Source organism: Cupriavidus sp. 01L415, assembly GCF_056400065.1.
Window position 1 is genome coordinate 88482 of the sequence record NZ_JBFTSP010000010.1, and the last position, 17808, is coordinate 106289.

At 64.9% G+C, this 17808-nt stretch carries 14 protein-coding genes; 5 read left to right on the forward strand and 9 right to left on the reverse strand.

Annotated features, from left to right (window positions below; translation table 11 throughout):
- Positions 1-11: 11 nt before the first annotated feature.
- From AC1DOX_RS16900 to AC1DOX_RS16915, 4 genes are read right to left on the reverse strand one after another with little or no spacing between them, the layout of a single operon-like run.
- Positions 12-1178 (reverse strand): S49 family peptidase, encoded by a 1167-nt coding sequence (locus AC1DOX_RS16900; RefSeq protein WP_441619983.1) that lies wholly within the window; start codon positions 1176-1178, stop codon positions 12-14.
- A gap of 57 nt (positions 1179-1235) precedes the next feature.
- Positions 1236-1619, reverse strand: a complete 384-nt coding sequence (locus tag AC1DOX_RS16905) for a Rieske (2Fe-2S) protein (protein WP_441619985.1) — start codon at positions 1617-1619, stop codon at positions 1236-1238.
- Entirely contained in the window at positions 1612-2271 is a 660-nt protein-coding gene (locus AC1DOX_RS16910) for an HAD-IA family hydrolase (RefSeq protein ID WP_441619987.1), read from the reverse strand. Before AC1DOX_RS16910 ends, AC1DOX_RS16905 begins: the two co-directional genes overlap by 8 nt.
- A gap of 52 nt (positions 2272-2323) precedes the next feature.
- The gene (locus AC1DOX_RS16915; RefSeq protein WP_441620054.1) at positions 2324-3331 is read right to left on the reverse strand and encodes an RluA family pseudouridine synthase; all 1008 of its coding nucleotides are present in this window, start codon (positions 3329-3331) and stop codon (positions 2324-2326) included.
- A gap of 894 nt (positions 3332-4225) precedes the next feature.
- Here AC1DOX_RS16915 and AC1DOX_RS16920 point away from each other — a divergent pair.
- From AC1DOX_RS16920 to AC1DOX_RS16940, 5 genes are all read left to right on the forward strand, one after another.
- Positions 4226-7408, forward strand: a complete 3183-nt coding sequence (locus AC1DOX_RS16920) for an Rne/Rng family ribonuclease (RefSeq protein WP_477114044.1) — start codon at positions 4226-4228, stop codon at positions 7406-7408.
- Between the two features lie 270 nt (positions 7409-7678).
- The gene (gene moaA, locus AC1DOX_RS16925) at positions 7679-8803 is read left to right on the forward strand and encodes a GTP 3',8-cyclase MoaA (RefSeq protein WP_441619991.1); all 1125 of its coding nucleotides are present in this window, start codon (positions 7679-7681) and stop codon (positions 8801-8803) included.
- A 68-nt stretch (positions 8804-8871) separates the two neighbouring features.
- The gene (gene mobA, locus AC1DOX_RS16930; protein WP_441619993.1) at positions 8872-9471 is read left to right on the forward strand and encodes a molybdenum cofactor guanylyltransferase MobA; all 600 of its coding nucleotides are present in this window, start codon (positions 8872-8874) and stop codon (positions 9469-9471) included.
- Positions 9472-9559: 88 nt separating this feature from the next.
- Positions 9560-10846 carry a molybdopterin molybdotransferase MoeA gene (moeA, locus tag AC1DOX_RS16935; protein ID WP_441619995.1) on the forward strand — a complete coding sequence of 429 codons (1287 nt, stop codon included), beginning with the start codon at positions 9560-9562 and terminating at the stop codon, positions 10844-10846.
- 274 nt (positions 10847-11120) lie between these two features.
- Entirely contained in the window at positions 11121-11402 is a 282-nt protein-coding gene (locus tag AC1DOX_RS16940; protein WP_092134541.1) for a hypothetical protein, read from the forward strand.
- A gap of 129 nt (positions 11403-11531) precedes the next feature.
- On the opposite strand, the gene AC1DOX_RS16945 is transcribed toward AC1DOX_RS16940, so the two are convergent.
- The 5 genes from AC1DOX_RS16945 to pncB form a co-directional block, all read right to left on the reverse strand.
- A complete protein-coding gene (locus AC1DOX_RS16945) occupies positions 11532-13058 on the reverse strand; it encodes a DNA recombination protein RmuC (protein ID WP_441619997.1) in 1527 nt (508 codons plus the stop codon).
- A gap of 70 nt (positions 13059-13128) precedes the next feature.
- A complete protein-coding gene (locus tag AC1DOX_RS16950; RefSeq protein ID WP_441619999.1) occupies positions 13129-14124 on the reverse strand; it encodes a 2-hydroxyacid dehydrogenase in 996 nt (331 codons plus the stop codon).
- 5 nt (positions 14125-14129) lie between these two features.
- Positions 14130-15560: a sodium:proton antiporter gene (locus AC1DOX_RS16955; protein WP_441620001.1), complete on the reverse strand. Its 1431-nt coding sequence runs from the start codon at positions 15558-15560 to the stop codon at positions 14130-14132.
- A gap of 222 nt (positions 15561-15782) precedes the next feature.
- Complete coding sequence (locus AC1DOX_RS16960; protein WP_441620003.1) at positions 15783-16469, reverse strand: LutC/YkgG family protein; 687 nt, start codon at positions 16467-16469, stop codon at positions 15783-15785.
- 99 nt (positions 16470-16568) lie between these two features.
- Positions 16569-17747, reverse strand: a complete 1179-nt coding sequence (gene pncB / locus AC1DOX_RS16965; RefSeq protein WP_441620005.1) for a nicotinate phosphoribosyltransferase — start codon at positions 17745-17747, stop codon at positions 16569-16571.
- Positions 17748-17808 lie beyond the last annotated feature (61 nt).

A 17808-nucleotide genomic window follows, 5' to 3' on the forward strand; every position in this document is an offset into this window, starting at 1 on the left:
ATCGGCGATCTCTACCGCATTGGCTGGATACTCGTGCCCATCAGCATCGTCTTCATCGCCGCCGAGCCCATTGCCGCACCAAAGCGCTTGGCCACGCGTTCGGCGATGTTTTCCTTGACCGTGTAGTCGACGATGTCCTCGGCCTTGAACAGGTCCCGTGCCACGTAGTCCGCGCTGCCAACACCGTCGGCCAGTCCAAGTTGCACGGCGCGCTCGCCAGACCAGAACAGGCCGGAGAACAATTCCGGATCGCTCTTCAGGCGGTCGCCGCGACCTTCCTTGACCACGTTGATGAACTGCTGATGGATTTCCTTGAGCATGGTCTCGGCGTAGACCTTCTGGCGCGGAACCTGCGGCGAAAACGGATCGAGCATGCCCTTGTTGGCGCCCGACGTGTACAGACGCCGCTCCACGCCGATCTTGTCCATCAGGCCGGTAAAGCCGAATCCATCCATCAGTACACCGATCGAACCCACGATGCTGGCCTTGTCGACGTAGATCTTGTCCGCCGCGGCCGCCACGTAGTAACCGCCGGATGCACAGATCTCCTCCACCACGACATAAAACGGCTTGTTCGGATAGAGCGTGCGCAGACGATGGATCTCATCGTTGATGATGCCCGCCTGCACCGGAGAGCCACCCGGCGAGTTGATCTTGAGGATGACACCAGCTGCATTGGTATCGGCGAATGCCGCCTGCAGCGAGGCATTGATCGATTCCGCACTCGCCGGCGTTCCCGCCGCGATCTCGCCCTCGAGCGACACCATGGCGGTATGCCGGCCCGACGTGCTGGTCAGGCCGTCGCCCTTGAAGTCGAACACCGCCAACAGGATCAGCGCGAGGATGCCCAGGCCAAGGAAGCGGAAGAAGATCTTCCAGCGCCGCGCGGCACGCTGCTCGCGCAGCGTGGCCATCAGCACCTTTTCCAGAACGTCGCGCTCCCAGCCGCCAATGGCGCTGCCGCCTACCGGGGCCTTGCCACCTTTGCCCGCCATGCGCGCCCGGCGTTCGTCACCCTCACGCCGGGCAGCATCATCGCCCGCCTTGAGTTCATGCTCGAGCGGGTAGTCCGCCTGGCGCGCGGTCTCCAGCCGATGGGCGTCGCCGGGGCCGGCGCCCGGTGCGTCCGCATCGTTAGGAAAACCCGGTTCGACCGGCGGTTTTTGCTGTTCTGTCATGCAATTGGACTCGGTGAAAATCGGACTCGGTAAAGTCAGACGGAAGCCCGGCGAGGCTCAGGTGGCCTCGGGCGGGTAAAAAGGCGGTTCGGGGAGCCAATAGACGGCGCCCTCACGTTCTTCGGTCCGGAGCTTGACCAGCGCGGCGCCCCGGCAAGGGCCGCCCACGCAAAGGCCGGTGTCAGGCGCATACGTCGCGCCATGTGTCGCGCACATCAAGTATAGGCCCGTGCTATCGAAAAAATGCCCCTCCTGCCAGTCGAGCTCCATCGGCACATGCGCGCACTGGTTCAGATAGGCATGGGCGGCGCCATCGTAACGCACCACAAAGGCACCGATCTTGCGCGCTTCGACCTTGACGGTGAATCGCACTCCCGCGCCACCATCGGCAAGTTCGTCAGCGCCGCACAAGCGCCGCGGCTCCAGGCTGGATTCAGGCATGCGTGAGTAACCACTCCTGCAGATCGGCAATCGACGTCGCGCAATGCACCGGTGCCATCGCGCGCAGCGCATCGGCCGGATGCGCGCCATAGCACACGCCGAGGCCCTGGGCGCCCGCGTTGACGGCCATCTGCAGGTCGTGCGTGGTATCGCCGACCATCACCGTTCGGGCAATGTCCTGCCCGAGTTCGCGCGTCAGTTCGTGCAGCATCGCCGGATGCGGTTTGGAAAACGTCTCGTCGGCGCAGCGCGTGGCATCGAACAGCTTGCCGAGCCCGGTGGCCGCCAACGCACGCTCGAGCCCCACCCGGGTCTTGCCGGTGGCCACCCCCAGGAAATAGTGCTCCGCGTGCAGGGATTCAAGCATCTCCGGCACGCCGGGGAACAACACCAGATCGGCGTCGCGGGTCAGGAAGTGGAAGCGATAGCGCTCGGCCAGACGCGGGTAGTCGGCCGGGTCGAGCGTCGGCACGGCATAGGACAACGCATCCTTCAAGCCCAGTCCGATCACATGGCTGGCGGCGCTGTCGTCCGGCACCGGCAGCCCCAGGTCGCGGCTGGCCAGCTGGATGCATTTGGCGATGGTCGGGGTGGAATCCATGAGGGTTCCATCCCAGTCGAAGACGATCAGGTCGAAGCGCTGCCTGCCCATTGAGGTCCTTGGTCGATGCGGAAAGTGTGGCGGGTTGCCCGATGCGCGCGCTTCAGGGCGCGGCACGGGCCTGCCGCAATTGTTGCAGAAATTCAACACAATCGGCGGGGAGCGGCGCCGAGACCGTGATCGGCTCGCCCGTGGCGGGATGGATGAACGTCAGACGGTGCGCGTGCAGGAACATCCGCTTGATGCCCGGCCGCGCGTTGCTGCGCGATAGCGACTTGTTGAGCGCGAAATCGCCATATTTCTCGTCACCGACAATCGGAAAGCCCGATGCCTGCAAATGCACGCGGATCTGATGGGTACGACCGGTCTTGAGCTCGGCTTCCAGCAACGTATAGCCCTCGAATGCCTCGACCCGGTTGAACACGGTGTGCGAAGGCAGTCCATCCGCCTGCACCCGGACCCGGCGCTCGCCGTCCGGCGTGCTGTATTTATATAGCGAGAGTTTTACGTGCTGGCGGGCATTGGGGAATTCACCTGCCACGCAGGCGAAATACCGCTTGTCCATGTCGCTGCCCCGAATCTGCTCATGCAGATGCACCAGCGCGGATCGCTTCTTGGCGAGCACCAGGATGCCGGATGTTTCCCGGTCCAGCCGGTGGACCAGTTCCAGGAACTTTGCATCGGGACGTGCGCGCCGTAACTGTTCGATCACCCCGAATGCCACGCCCGAACCGCCGTGGACAGCCACGCCCGCAGGCTTGTCGATCACCAGGAGATGCGCGTCCTCGAACAGGATCGGAAATTCCGCGGACGGCACATAAGCGCCGCCAGCATCCGGAGATGCCTTTTCCGCCACTCTCATGGGTGGAATGCGCACCACATCGCCACACTGAAGGCGGTAGGTGGCGTCGATCCGGCCCTTGTTGACCCGGACTTCACCCGACCGCAATACGCGATAAATATGACTCTTGGGCACCCCCTTGGCGACCTTGAGCAGGAAATTGTCGATGCGCTGACCTTCCGCGCTTTCATCGATGGTCACATACGCCACCTGGAGCGCGCCCGGGGTGGAATGCGGCTCCTTTTCAATTTGATGGCGTAACTCATTCATTTTCAATATAATTTCCCGGCTGTTCCGGCCAAAGACCGGCAGCGCAAGACCTGTGTAAGCGTTTTTTGGCGCGGGCCCTGTCCGACATGCATGACAATCGGAAGGTTTCCAGTCGGGCACCCTTGGGTATTCCCACCAGTATCCGCGCGAGATCTCGCATTTTACACTTCGGGTTGCCGCCAACCCGGCCCGTCTCCCGCATTTTGCGTACCCCGCAGGCGCCAGACGGGCAAATAGCGGTAATCAGCAGCACGCACGCGCCGCGCCGGCGCGCAGGAAGTCGCCCATAGGCGGCTTCGGCGAAAGACGGCGGGCACGTGGAAACTGAGTGTTCAGGTAGAACAGAATTCAATGTGGATGCCCTACCGGCATCCGCATCGGTGAGAGAAGACCGCCCGCACCGGGAATCGGTGCCGGCCGGCAGGCGAGCCTGCCACCTGATCTGCATTATCGGCTTGTCGTATTTACCGGCGCCCGGTCGCAGAACTCCAAGAAGCAGCGGTGCGCCGCCAGGAGACAGATCAGGATGGCAAAAGGCCACGTGTGCCGCGTCCGAAAACTTGCTCTTTGACGCGTCTTGGCCATCCCGGCCGGCCGCGATGCGCGGAAAGCCAGTGCCGCAGGCATTGGACTTCATGGCGCATCGCCTCCGGCTGCCGGGCATCCGCCGCAAGTCGCTGTATCAGGAGCAGTGCCACGGCGCTCTCTCCGACCCAGCGGACGCCACGACGCCGACAGCCTCTCTCTTTCACCCGCGCCCTGCCGGCTGCGACGTTTTGCGCGCCGGCGACTCCGGCAATTCTCCCGCCCTCGCTCTATTTCCTCGCGTGCTCCATGGATCGTCGCGGGCACCGCCCATAGGTGCCATCCGCGACACAGGAGTGAGGTATTGCGATGAAACGCATGCTGTTCAACGCGACGCAACAGGAGGAATTGCGCGTCGCGATCGTCGATGGTCAGAAACTGATCGACATCGATATCGAAACTGCCGGGCGCGAACAGCGCAAAGGCAACATCTACAAGGGCGTCATCACCCGGATCGAGCCCTCCCTGGAAGCCTGCTTCGTCAATTACGGCGAAGAGCGCCACGGCTTCCTGCCGTTCAAGGAAGTTGCCCGCGCCTTCTTCAAGGACGGCGTGGACGTGCGCAATGCACGCATCCAGGACGCCCTGCACGAAGGCCAGGAACTGATCGTCCAGGTGGAAAAGGAAGAACGCGGCAACAAGGGCGCCGCCCTGACCACGTTCATCTCGCTGGCCGGCCGTTACCTGGTGCTGATGCCCAACAACCCGCGTGGCGGTGGCGTGTCGCGCCGCATCGAGGGTGAAGACCGCCAGGAACTGCGCGAAACCATGGCGCAGCTGAGCGTGCCCGAGGGCATGAGCATCATCGCCCGCACCGCCGGCATCGGCCGCGCGGCCGAGGAACTGCAGTGGGACCTGAACTACCTGCTGCAACTGTGGAAGGCCATCGACGGCGCCGCCGGCGACAACAAAGCCCCGCTGCTGATCTACCTGGAATCGAGCCTGGTCATCCGCGCCATTCGCGACTACTTCCAGCCGGATATCGGCGAAATTCTGATCGATACCGATGAGATCTACGAGCAGGCCCGCGCCTTCATGAGCGTGGTCATGCCCGACAACATGAGCCGCGTGAAGAAGTACCGGGACGACGTGCCCCTGTTCTCGCGGTTCCAGATCGAGCACCAGATCGAATCGGCCTATTCCCGCATGGTGATGCTGCCGTCCGGTGGCGCGATCGTGATCGACCACACGGAAGCCCTGGTTTCCGTCGACGTGAACTCGGCCCGCGCCACCAAGGGTGCGGACATCGAGGAAACGGCGCTGCGCACGAACCTGGAAGCGGCAGACGAAATCGCTCGCCAGCTGCGCCTGCGCGACCTCGGCGGCCTGATCGTGATCGACTTCATCGACATGGAGTCCGGCAAGGCCCAGAAGGACGTGGAAACGCGTCTGAAAGACGCCCTGCGCCACGACCGCGCCCGCGTGCAGATGGGCAAGATCAGCCGCTTCGGCCTGATGGAGCTGTCGCGCCAGCGCCTGCGTCCGTCGCTGTCCGAGGGCTCGCACATCACCTGCCCGCGCTGCAATGGCACGGGTCACATCCGCGATACCGAATCGTCCGCCCTGCAGGTGCTGCGCATCATCCAGGAAGAGGCGATGAAGGAAAACACGGCCGCCATCCACTGCCAGGTGCCGGTGGAAGTGGCTGCTTTCCTGCTGAACGAGAAGCGCCAGGAAATCAACCTGATCGAGCTGCGCTTCAAGGTCAACGTACTGCTGATCCCGAACAAGCACCTCGAGACCCCGCATTACAAGCTGGAGCGCCTGCGCCACGACGACCCGCGCCTGGAGGAATCCACCGCGAGCTACCGCATGGCCGAGGCCGCCGCCAAGGAACTGGAGGCCGACACCAGCTACAGCAGCCGCAAGAAGGAAGACGCACGTCCGCGCCAGGAAGCTGCCGTCAAGGGCATCACTCCGGAACAGCCGGCGCCCGTGTCGGTGCCGCGTCCCGAGCGCGCCCCGCGTCCGGAATCCGCACCGCGTCCGGTCCCGGCCACGCAACCTGTGGCCAGCGGCGGTTTCATCGCCTGGCTGAAGGGCCTGTTCGGCGCCAAGCCGGCCGCCCCGGTGGCGGAACCTGCCAAGCCGGTCGCCGAGGCGCAAGCCCGCGGCGAAGGCCGCCGCGAGCGTGGCCAGCGCGGTGATGGCCGCGGCCAGGGCCGTGGTGATCGTGCCGAGCGCGGTGAACGCGGTGAACGCGGTGAACGCGGTGAACGCGGTGAACGCGGCGAGCGTGGTGACCGCGAGCAACGCGGCGAGCGTGCAGAGCGCGGCGAACGCCAGGGACGTGGCCAGCGCGGCGAGCGTGGTGAGCGCGAGCAACGCGGCGAACGCGCCGAGCAGCGTGGTGATCAGCGCGGTGAGCAACGTGGTGAGCGTGGCGAACGTGGCGAGCGCCCGGCTCGTGCCCCGCGCGACGCTCAGGCCACCCCGGCCATCGCCCGCCAGGCAGACGCCGCCCAAGGCGAGCGCACCGAAGGCCGCCAGGAGAACCGTCGCGAACGCAACCAGGAACGTCGCGAGCGTCAGCGCGAACGCCAGCGTGAGCGTAGCGAATCCCGCGAGACTGAAGAAACGCTGAACGCCGACGTTGCCCCGCAAACCGCGTTCGAGGCTGCACAGGCCGCTCCGGCCGCGCAAGTGGCGGTGACGGCTACCGGTGAACTGCCGGAAGGCGTGGAAGCCATGGCCGGCGAAGCAGGCGAAGGCGAGGAGCGCCGCCGCCGCAATCGCCGTGGCCGCAACCGCTATCGCCGCGAACGCGAGGATGGCGTGCAGGGCACGGAAGGCGAAACGCCCGAAGCGAACGATGCCAACCTGGCGGAAGTCAGCGCCGGCGTGACCGAGTCCGAGTACGAATCCGAAGTGGCACAAGCTGCCGCCACGCCGGTGACTCAGGCTCCGCAGCCCGCAGCCGCACAGCCGGTAACGGTTGCCGTTGCCGAGGTCGCGGAACGTGTCGAAACGGTTGTCGCCCGCGTGGAGCCGGCGTCGTACGCCGAGCCAGTCGCACCGGCCCCGGCAGCCGAGCCGGTCTTTGCCGCCGTCAGCCAGCCGCCGGCAGCGCCGGTGGTACCGCCTGCTCCGGCCTACACCGCACCGGCTGCGCCGGCGGTGGAAGCTCCGGCGCCCGTGGCCGCTGCACCGGCGATTCCGGAACCAGTGATTGTCACGCCTGACGTCGCGCCGGCTCCCGTGGCCAGCGCGCCGGCCCCGGTGGTGACCCCGGTCCCCACCCCGGTTGCTGCACCCGCCGCCGCTGCGCTGAGCGACGCGGCACTGGAACCGATGCTGTCCTCCGCAGGCCTCCAGTGGGTCCAGACGGACATCGACAAGCACCGTGCCGCCCAGGAAGCCGCCGCCCGCATCGCACCGGCTCCGCGCGTGCTGCGCGAGCGCAAGCCGCTGCCGCCGCTGCCCCAGGGTCCGATGGTCCTGGTGGAAACCGGTGGCCAGCAACGCGAAGCGGCACAGCAACAACAGCAGTAAGTTGCCCGGACACACGGGACGGCGGCTTCCACGGCCGCCGTCCCGTGGCGATTCCGCAAGACGAAGGGACGGCCATGCCGTCCCTTTTTTCATGTGGCGGCAACCCGACTTACCCCTTGCCTTGGACTGTATTGCCCGGCGCAGCGGGAAACTGTGCCCCTGCGCCGAACCCGGTAGTCGACGGTGCCGAGGCCGCCTCGGCTAGAATGGCAGCAGAACGGCGGCCACGCGCCCTTGCGCACTGGCAGACCGTCTCGCCACCCCCAGGCCATGACCGATACCGTCATTCCCATCCTTGATCTGCGCGACCATCTCTATCGCTCGATGGTGCCCAGCATTCCGTCCAGCCTCGTCACGCCGACCGGGCTCGTGGCGGATACGCGCGGCCGTCCTCTGCATGATCTGCGCATCTCGGTCACCGACCGCTGCAACTTCCGCTGCGTGTACTGCATGCCAAAGGAAGTGTTCGACAAGGACTACACCTTCCTGCCCCACTCCGAGTTGCTGAGCTTCGAGGAGATCGAGCGCACCGCACGCATCTTCGTCTCGCAGGGCGTGGAAAAGATCCGGCTGACCGGCGGTGAGCCGCTGCTGCGCAAGAACATCGAAAAGCTCGTGGAGATGCTCGCGCGTATCGAGACGGTCTCCGGCAAGCCGCTGGACCTGACGCTGACGACCAATGCCTCCCTGCTGGCCCGCAAGGCGCAATCGCTGCGCGATGCCGGCCTGTCGCGCGTGACCGTGAGCCTGGACGCGATCGACGACGTCACGTTCCGCAAGATGAATGATGTGGACTTTGCCGTACGCGACGTGCTCGACGGCATCGAAGTCGCCCAGGCCGTGGGGCTGGCGCCGATCAAGGTCAACATGGTGGTCAAGCATGGCACCAACGACGCCGAGATCGTGCCGATGGCGCGCCATTTCCGTGGCAGCGGCATCATCGTGCGCTACATCGAATTCATGGACGTGGGCGCCAGCAATCACTGGCAGATGGACGAAGTGCTTCCGTCCGCCGATGTCGTGCGGCGTATCGATGAGGTTTTCCCCCTGGAAGCGATATCCGCCAACTACTCCGGCGAAACTGCCGAGCGCTGGCGCTATCGCGACGGCGGCGGCGAGATTGGCGTGATCTCCAGCGTCACGCATGCCTTCTGCGGCGATTGCAGCCGCATCCGCCTCTCCACGGAGGGCCGGCTGTACCTGTGCCTGTTCGCCACCGAGGGTTACGACCTGCGCGCGCTGCTGCGCGGCAGCCACAGTGACCTGGAAATTGCCAATGCCATCGCCCAGGTTTGGCAGGGCCGCACCGACAACTATTCTGAACAGCGCAGTGACCCCGCCGTGCGCCGGGCGCGTGCCGAGCGCAAGATCGAGATGTCCTATATCGGCGGCTGATGCCGCCAAACGGTTCGCCGGTCGGATCCTTTTCCGCCCCCTTCCATGCATCGCCTCTTTCCGAAAATATGATTGCACGCGACGACATCACGGGCCTGATCCTGGCTGGCGGCCGGGGCAGCCGCATGGGCGGCACCGACAAGGGCCTGCAACCATTGCGCGGCGTGCCGATGGCCATGCACACGCTGATACGCCTCTCCCCGCAAACCGGCGCAATGATGATCAACGCCAACCGGAACCTGGCCGCGTACGAATCGTTCGGCGTGCCGGTGTACACGGATTCGGTGCCGGACTTCGCCGGCCCGCTGGCGGGCATGCTGGCCGGACTCGAGCAATGCCAGACTGGCTGGATGATCACCGCGCCATGCGACACGCCGTTCCTGCCCACCGACTTGGTCCAGCGCCTGGCGAGCGCCATCGAAGCGCAAGGCGCCGAGATGGCCATCCCCGTGACGGTGGATGCCGATGGCCGCCGGCAAACCCAGCCCGTGTTCTGCCTGATGCCGACCACGGCCGCCGACAGCCTGACCGCCTACCTGAACGGTGGCGGCCGCAAGATCGAAACCTGGGTGGCCAGCCACCGCCTGGCTGAAGTGCTGTTCGACGATGCCGACGCGTTTGCCAACATCAATACGCTGGACGAACTACGCACGCACGACAGTCGCTGAGCCCCGCGCCCGGGTTAGACTTCTTCGTATTTCGCTCCGGTATTCGCATCGTCATTAGCGCCACCTCCGCGCTCCACCAGACCGCCCCATGCCTTCCCTGCAATCCGTCATCTCCTGCCTGTCCGACTACGATCCCTCCGCGCTGCCCGTCGCTCAGGCCAACGCCATCATTGGAAACGTGGTCGAGCCCGTGCGCGGCACGGAGCAACTGGCCATTCGCGCCGCGCTCGACCGCGTGCTGGCCGAAGACGTGATCTCGCCAATCGACGTGCCGGCGCACGACAACTCGGCGATGGATGGCTATGCGTTTGCCAGTGCGGCACTGACCAGCCAGGCCACGGATGTCGTGCTGGAGGTCATCGGCACGGCCTATGCCGGCAATACCTATGACGTGGCCCCCGCTGCCGGCCAGGCGGTGCGCATCATGACGGGAGCGGTCATGCCGGCCAGTTGCGATACGGTGGTGCCACAGGAATTCGTCGAAGTGCAGGCCGGCGGTAACCAGATCCGCTTTGCCGCCAACGCCGTGCGCGCCGGCGACAACCGCCGCCTGCGTGGCGAAGACCTGGCGCGCGGCCAGGCCGCACTCTCCGCGGGCCGCATCCTGCAACCTGCCGACCTGGGCCTGCTGGCCTCGCTCGGCGTTGCCGAGATCAAGGTACGCCGTCGCCTGCGCGTGGCGTTCTTCTCCACCGGCGACGAACTACGCTCGATCGGCGATCCGCTCGACCCGGGTTGCGTCTACGACTCCAACCGCTACACGCTGCATGGCATGCTGCGCCGTCTCAATGTCGAACTGATCGACATGGGCGTGGTCCGCGACGATCCGGCCGCGCTGGAAGCGGCATTCCGCAGCGCATGCGAAAACGCCGACGCGATCATCACCTCCGGCGGGGTCTCGGTGGGCGAAGCCGACTACACCAAGCAGATCATGGCGAAGCTTGGCGACGTGACCTTCTGGAAGATCGCGATGCGTCCCGGCCGGCCCATGGCCTTTGGCCGCATTACCTCCAATGGCCGCGAGGCCATGCTGTTCGGCCTGCCGGGCAACCCGGTAGCCGTGATGGTGACCTTCTACCATTTCGTGCGCGCGGCGCTGCATCGTCAGATGGGCGCCAATGTGCCGCCGCTGCCGATGATGCGCGTGCGCAGCGTTGCAGCCATCCGCAAGAAGCCGGGCCGCACCGAATACCAGCGCGGCATCCTGGCGCCGGCCGCCGCAGGTGGCTGGGAGGTGCGCGTCACGGGTCAACAAGGCTCCGGCGTGCTGCGATCGATGAGCGAGGCAAATTGCTTCATCGTGCTGGCACATGAGCAAGACACAGTCGCTGCCGGTGACACCGTTGACGTCATGCTGTTCGACGGGTTGATCTAAGCCCGGTGGATGTGTGTACGTTTCGCCAAGCGGGCATAGATGCGGTCCATTGATGAGCCGAATCGATTACCGATAAGGTGACGGCTAGTTGTCGTATGACAAGCAGCCACGGTGTCGTGACAGGTGTCGTTTTTGCGCCGCATTCTGTACCTGCCGCCACGTCCAACCTTCCAAATTGCGAGGCTCGGCGAATGGTGGACTATGCGTCGCAAGCCCCAGTCGCTACACTTGCAGCACGAAAAATCTGAATCCCCCCAATATCTTGTCTGTCGTCATGAATCAGGAGATCGCGTACCTCCACCCCGTCAAGACCGCACGCGCACTTGTGCTCGTCTACCTGTGCTTTTCGGTGCCGATTGTGGCCATGGGTCTGTTCGTAGCCTTTGTCCGATACGGCGACCTGCCCGGGATCACAGTGTTCACTGCACTGATCCTGAACGCACTGATTGGTTTCGGGCTGCTGTGGCTGGGATGCAAGGCGTATAACTGGGTGGCTGCGCGCTTCGGCGGCATCGAGGTACACGTTCGCGAACTTACGCCTGACGATCGTCACTGAGCCGTCACTGCGTCGCTACTGAGTCGCTACTGAGTCGCTACTGAGCGATCAGCACCAGGCGGCCTGCGCGGCCGCTTGAGCATCCCCCGAGGATCGCATTGCCGATCCCTCTCGTTTTATCTCTGCAGCCTACTGCTGGGCCGTGCCGCCACCTTCCTGTGGCTGCAGCGGTTGTTCGGGCACCCCACTCCCCACCATCCCCACCGCTCCCGCAGTTCCCAATAGCTGCTCCGCCAGCTCTCCGGGCAGTGCCTCCACGGTCCTCAGCTTGCGCTCCATCTGGCGTGTGCGTACCTCGGCTTGCTCGATGTTTCGCGCGGCGCGCACGAGCGTATCGCGTGTCTTGGCTAATATTTCGCCGAACTTGCCGAACTCGGTCTTCACCGCGCCGAGCACCTCCCAGACTTCGCTGGAACGTTTCTCCAGCGCCAGCGTGCGGAAGCCCATCTGCAGGCTGTTGAGCAGCGCCGTCAGTGTCGTCGGCCCTGCCACGGTCACGCGGAAATCGCGCTGCAGCAGATCGGTCAGGCCGGGTCGGCGCAGCACTTCCGCGTAGAGGCCTTCGGTTGGCAGGAAGAGAATGGCGAAATCGGTCGTAGCCGGTGGCGACAGATATTTCTCGGCAATGGTCTGCGCTTCGCGGCGCAGTGCCACTTCCAGCTCGCGACCTGCGCTGGCCACGCCCTCTACGTCACCATGCTCCTGCGCATCGACCAGGCGCTCGTATTGTTCCTTCGGAAACTTGGCGTCGATCGGCAGCCACACCGGCCCACCATTGCTATCGCGCCCCGGCAGGCGAATGGCAAACTCCACGCGCGCGCCGGAGTTGCGGACCGTCTCCACGTTCTTGGCGTACTGCTCCGCTGTCAACATCTGCTCGAGCAGCATTTCCAGTTGCACTTCGCCCCACGTACCGCGTGATTTCACATTCGTCAGTACGCGCTTGAGATCGCCTACGCCCTGCGCCAGCACCTGCATTTCGCCCAGCCCGCGGTGTACTTGCTCGAGCCGGTCCGAAACCAGCTTGAACGATTCGCCCAGTCGCTGCTCCAGCGTTGCATGCAGCTTCTCATCCACGGTCCGACGCATTTCCTCGAGCTTGGCCGCGTTGTTGGCCTCGATGTCGCGAAGCTTCTGTTCGAGCGTGGCACGAACCTGAGCCAGTTGCCGCTCGTTCGCTTCGGACATCTGCGCCAGTTGCTGCTGAAGGCCATCGCCGAACCGCCGCAGCGACAGCGCCTGTTCCTCGCGCCCCTGCTGCCCCTGCTGCACCAGATGCTGGCGGAAGTGTTCCTGTTGTTGAGTGTTCGACTCCGTCAGCTTGGCCAGTTGCTGCGCGAACGTGTCGATCTGGTTGTTCTGCAGCGTGGCAATGCTGGTCAGTTGCGACGACAACGTCTGCTGGAAGCGCAGCATCTGCTGTCCCGCCTCACCACGGTTGGCGCGCGCGGCCTCGCCGACTTCGGTACGCAGTTCGCGCTCCAGTCGTTCCAGCCCACGCGTGGTGTCGTCGCGCACGTTGCCGCGCATCTCCGCCAGCACGCGCAGCAGGTCAGCAGACGGCGACAACGCGTCCCGCCCACGCCAGACGAGCATTACCAGCAGCAAAACCGCCACGAGCACGGCGGCGAGGGTCAGTACGGCAATCAGGGTCATGGAAGCGAAAACTAGACAATCGGAGTGCCGCCATCCATGCCAGATCGCGGCGGCGTTCAGCAATCAGCGATCAGCGACGACGCGCCATCACCTCGGGGTTGATGACCGAAGACGGCTTGCCGGATTGCGGGCCCGCATCGAGGGCCGCGATCAGATTGTCCGCAGCCAGGTTGGCCATGGCGCGGCGCGTCTTTTCCGATGCGCTGGCGATGTGCGGCGTCAGCACCACGTTCGGCACGGTCAACAGGTCCGGATGCACGCGGGGTTCGCCCTCGAACACGTCGAGGCCCGCCGCGAAGATCCGGCGGTCGCGCAGTGCCGCGGCCAATGCGCCGTCGTCAACGATGCCGCCGCGCGCCAGGTTGATCAGCGTGGCCGTGGGCTTCATCAGCGCGAGCTCCGCCGCACCAATGGCGTGATGGCTCTCCGGGCTGTACGGCAACACCAGGACCAGGTGATCGGATTGTTGCAGCAGCTCGGCCTTACTGACGTAGCGCGCGTTCAGCGCCCGCTCGGTATCGGCGGGCAACCGACTGCGGTTGTGATAGAGGACCTGCATGCCGAAGCCGGCCGCGCGTCGCGCCAGCGCCTGGCCGATCCGCCCCATGCCAAGGATGCCCAGCGAGCTGCCGTACACGTCCATGCCGACCAGCATGTCGTAACTCCAGCGCTCCCACTTGCCGGCACGCAGGTAGTGCTCGGACTCGGTCACGCGCCGTGCGGTGGCCATCAGCAATGCCCAGCCGAAATCCGCGGTGGTTTCGGTGAGCACGTCGGGCGTGTTGGTCGCAACGATTCCCGCGGCGGTCAGCGCCGGTATGTCGAGGTTGTTGTAGCCCACTGCCATGTTACACACGGCCCGCAAGGCCGGCAGTCCGGCCACCACACCGGCGTCGATCTTGTCGGCGGCATTGGCCAGCACACCGGCCTTGCCGGCCAGGCGGCCTTTCAGCGCGGCGGCATCCAGCACGACGTCATCCTGGTTGCTGTCGACTTCGAAATACTGCGCGAGCCGGTCGATCACGTCGGGAAAGATCGCGCGGGTAACAAGGACGGAAGGCTTCATGGCAGTCATACGTGGAAGAAAAGGAACGTCATCACCAGGAAAATCGGCAACAGCACGGCACACGACCATGCCATGTAGCCAAAGAAGCTGGGCATGCGAACGCCGCGGCTTTCGGCAATTGCCTTGACCATCAGGTTGGGCGCATTGCCGATATACGTATTGGCGCCCATGAACACGGCGCCGGCGGAGATGGCCGCCAGCGTGGAGGCTTCGCGCGTCATCAGCGTGGCCGGGTCGCCTCCGGCCGTGTTGAAGAACACGAGGTATGTTGGCGCGTTGTCGAGGAATGAGGAGAGGATACCGGTTGCCCAGAAGTACATGCTGTCGATCGGCTGGCCCTTGCTGTCGCTGACAGCGTGGATCACGCCGGCAAACGCGCCATCGGTCCCGGCCTTCAGCATCGCGATGACCGGGATGATCGTGAGAAAGATGCCGGCGAACAGCTTGCCGACTTCCAGGATCGGTTCCCAGTTGAACTCGTTCCTGCTGCGCGCCGTGCGGGGCGTGGCCAGCAGCGACACCACGGTGACGACGATCAGCAGCGCGTCGCGCATCAGGGCCGGCAGCGGCACCTCGGTACCCATCACGTCGAACGCGATGCCCGGCTTCCACAGGCCACTCATCAGCACCAGGCCAATCACGGCCAGCAGCAGGACAAAATTGACCTTGCCCTCGATGCGAATGCCGGCCGAATCCGGCGTCGGATCACGTGCGACGGGCAATTCCTCCTCCCTGTTCAGGAAGTAATGGCGGTCCACCACATAGAACAGCGCCAGCAGGATCACCCAGACGAAGATCGTCTCCGGCAGGATATTGCGCATCGTCCAGAAGAAATCCACACCCTTCAGGAACCCCAGGAACAGCGGCGGGTCGCCCAGCGGCGTCAGGGCCCCGCCCGCATTCGCCACAAGAAAGATGAAGAACACGACGACGTGCGCCACATGGCGGCGATTGTCATTGGCGCGCAGCAACGGACGGATCAGCAACATGGCCGCGCCCGTGGTCCCCATGAAGCTGGCCAGCACGGTGCCAAGTGCAAGGATGCCGGTGTTGAGCCGCGGCGTCCCATGCAGGTTGCCGTGCACGCAGATGCCACCGGCCACGACGTACAGCGAAGTCAGCAGGACGATGAACGGCACGTATTCGGCAAGCAGGGCATGGACCGTGCTGACCACCGCCGCATGGGTGCCGTACTGCATGGCGAACGGCACCAGGAACAGCAGGCCCCACACCGCGGAAATCTTGCCGTAGTGGTGATGCCAGAAGTGAGGTGCGAACAGCGGAAACAGGGCGATCGACAGCAGGATGCCGGCGAACGGCATCCCCCAGATGGGAGACAGCGCCGCGCCGTCGAGATCGGCCGCATGGACGAGCGTGGGAAAGAGTGCGATGGCCGCAAGCAAAGCCGGCGGCAGGATCGCGAAGGCACGTCGCATCGAGCAGGATTCTCCTTGTCGCGAAACGAAAGCCGCCCGCGCGGTCAGGCTACGGCTTGCGCATGAAATGGCGAAAAGGCGCACGCGTCCGAGGCGTTGCAGGGCCTCGGACGTCAGCACGCAACGAAGGGCTCAGTGTAAAGCAAACCCCTTTGCGAAAGGTCTCAAAATGCGCGACAGGGGACCTCGCCCCGGACGTCAGGGCATTGGGGAATCGGGGCTTCAGCCCTGGTCGACGAGGATCACGTGCACGCGGTACGGACCATGCGCGCCCAGCACGATGGTCTGCTCGATATCGCCCGTGCGGGAGGGCCCGCTGATGACGTTCGTGGCGCGCGGCAACTGACCATGCTCCGCGCGCATACGGGCAAACGCCTCTTCGAGATTGACCACGATGCGGGACACCGGCACCACTGCGATGTGCGTCTCGGGCAGCAGCGCAGCCGAGGCAAAGGTCTCCGGCCCGGACAACAGCATCAGCGACCCGGTCTCCGCGATCGCCACGAAACAGCCGGTGATGCCGACGAGGTCGCCATGATCGTGATCGGCCTGCGGTTCGCGCACCGGGGGACGGCATTCCACCGTCAGCCCCTGCGCGTCCCACGGCAGGCTACCGAAGCTGTCCCACGCCACGGCGCGGCGCACGAGCTTCAGCCCATCGAGATACCGGGCCACGGCGGCCGGGACATCGGCCAGCGTGGCCACGCGATCCACCGTCGACGCCAACTTCCGCGCCTGCAGGCTGAAGGCTTCGGCACGGTCCCCGGCCACGGGCGGCTGCGGCCCTTGCGGATGGCGCGTCAGGTAGTCCGCCACGGCCTCGCGCTCGCCACTGGTCACCTTGGGGCCCCGACCCTGGGCGGCACGGATGCGGGCAAAGATGCGGTCACGGGCAGCGTTGGTTTCCATGGCAATCGGTATCGGGGTTCGGGTGGGATCAGTCAGGGTCAGTCAGGATCCGGGACTGCCCGATTATAGGAGCGCGGACGGCGCCGGGCGTGAATCTTCCTAAGCCGATGGCTGAACCGTGAACACCTGGCGCAGGTAGGCCAGGTAGCCCGGATCGTCGCACATGGTTTTCTCCGGGGTATCCGACAGCTTGGCCACGGGCTGGCCATTGCAGCGCACCATCTTGATGACGATCTGCAACGGCGTGTAGCCGAGGTCGTTGGTCAGGTTGGTCCCGACGCCGAATGCCAGCTTGCAGCGGCCACGGAACCGCTCGTACAGTTCGATGACCTTCGGAATGCTCAGCGCGTCGCTGAAAATCAGCGTCTTGCCGCGCGGATCGACGCGGTTGGCGGTGTAATGCGCCAGCATGCGTTCGCCCCATTCCAGCGGGTCGCCGGAGTCGTGCCGCACGCCATCGAACAGCTTGCAAAAGTAGAGATCGAAATCGCGCAGGAAGGCATCGAAGCCGTAGGTATCGGACAGCGCGATACCCAGGTCCCCGCGATATTCACGTGCCCAGTTCTCTAGCGCGTACACCTGCGAATCGCGCAGGCGCGGCCCTAACGCCTGGCAGGCCTGCAAGTACTCGTGCGCCATCGTGCCGAGCGGCGTCATGCCGTGCAGCCGCGCGAAGTGTACGTTGCTGCTGCCGGCCAGTTGCTGCCCGAGGACCCGGCGCGCGGTCAGCAGGACCTCCTCCTGCCAGTCGCGCGAGAAGCGACGGCGCGTGCCGTAGTCCGCGATCACGCAATCCGCATACGGCGCGGCCTTCAGCAGCGCGAGCTTGGCTTCCAGGCGCTTGCGGCCCTCGGCCAGGTCTGGCTCCGGCTGCGTCCGACGGAAATAGACTTCGTTGACGATGGCCAGCAGCGGCACCTCGAACAGGATCGTGTGCAGCCACGGCCCGCGGATCGTGATGTCGATCTCGCCGCTGCCCCCGGCAGACGGCGAGATCGAAACGTACTTCTCGTTCAGGTGGAACAGCGCGAGGAAGTCGACGAAATCGCTCTTGATAAAGCGCATTCCTCGCAGGTAGTCGAGCTCTTCCCCGGCGAAGCGCAACTGGCACAGGCGAGCCACCTCGGCACGGATCTCGTCGACATACGGCGTGAGATCAACACCGGCGTTGCGGCACTTGAAGCGATACTCGACCTGGGCTTGCGGAAAGTGGTGCAGCACCACCTGCATCATCGTGAACTTGTACAGGTCGGTGTCGAGCAGGGAGCGGATGATCATAACGAGGCCAGACGGCATGCCGGGGTCAGGCCGACATGCTAACCGAAAGTGATGTGGCGGC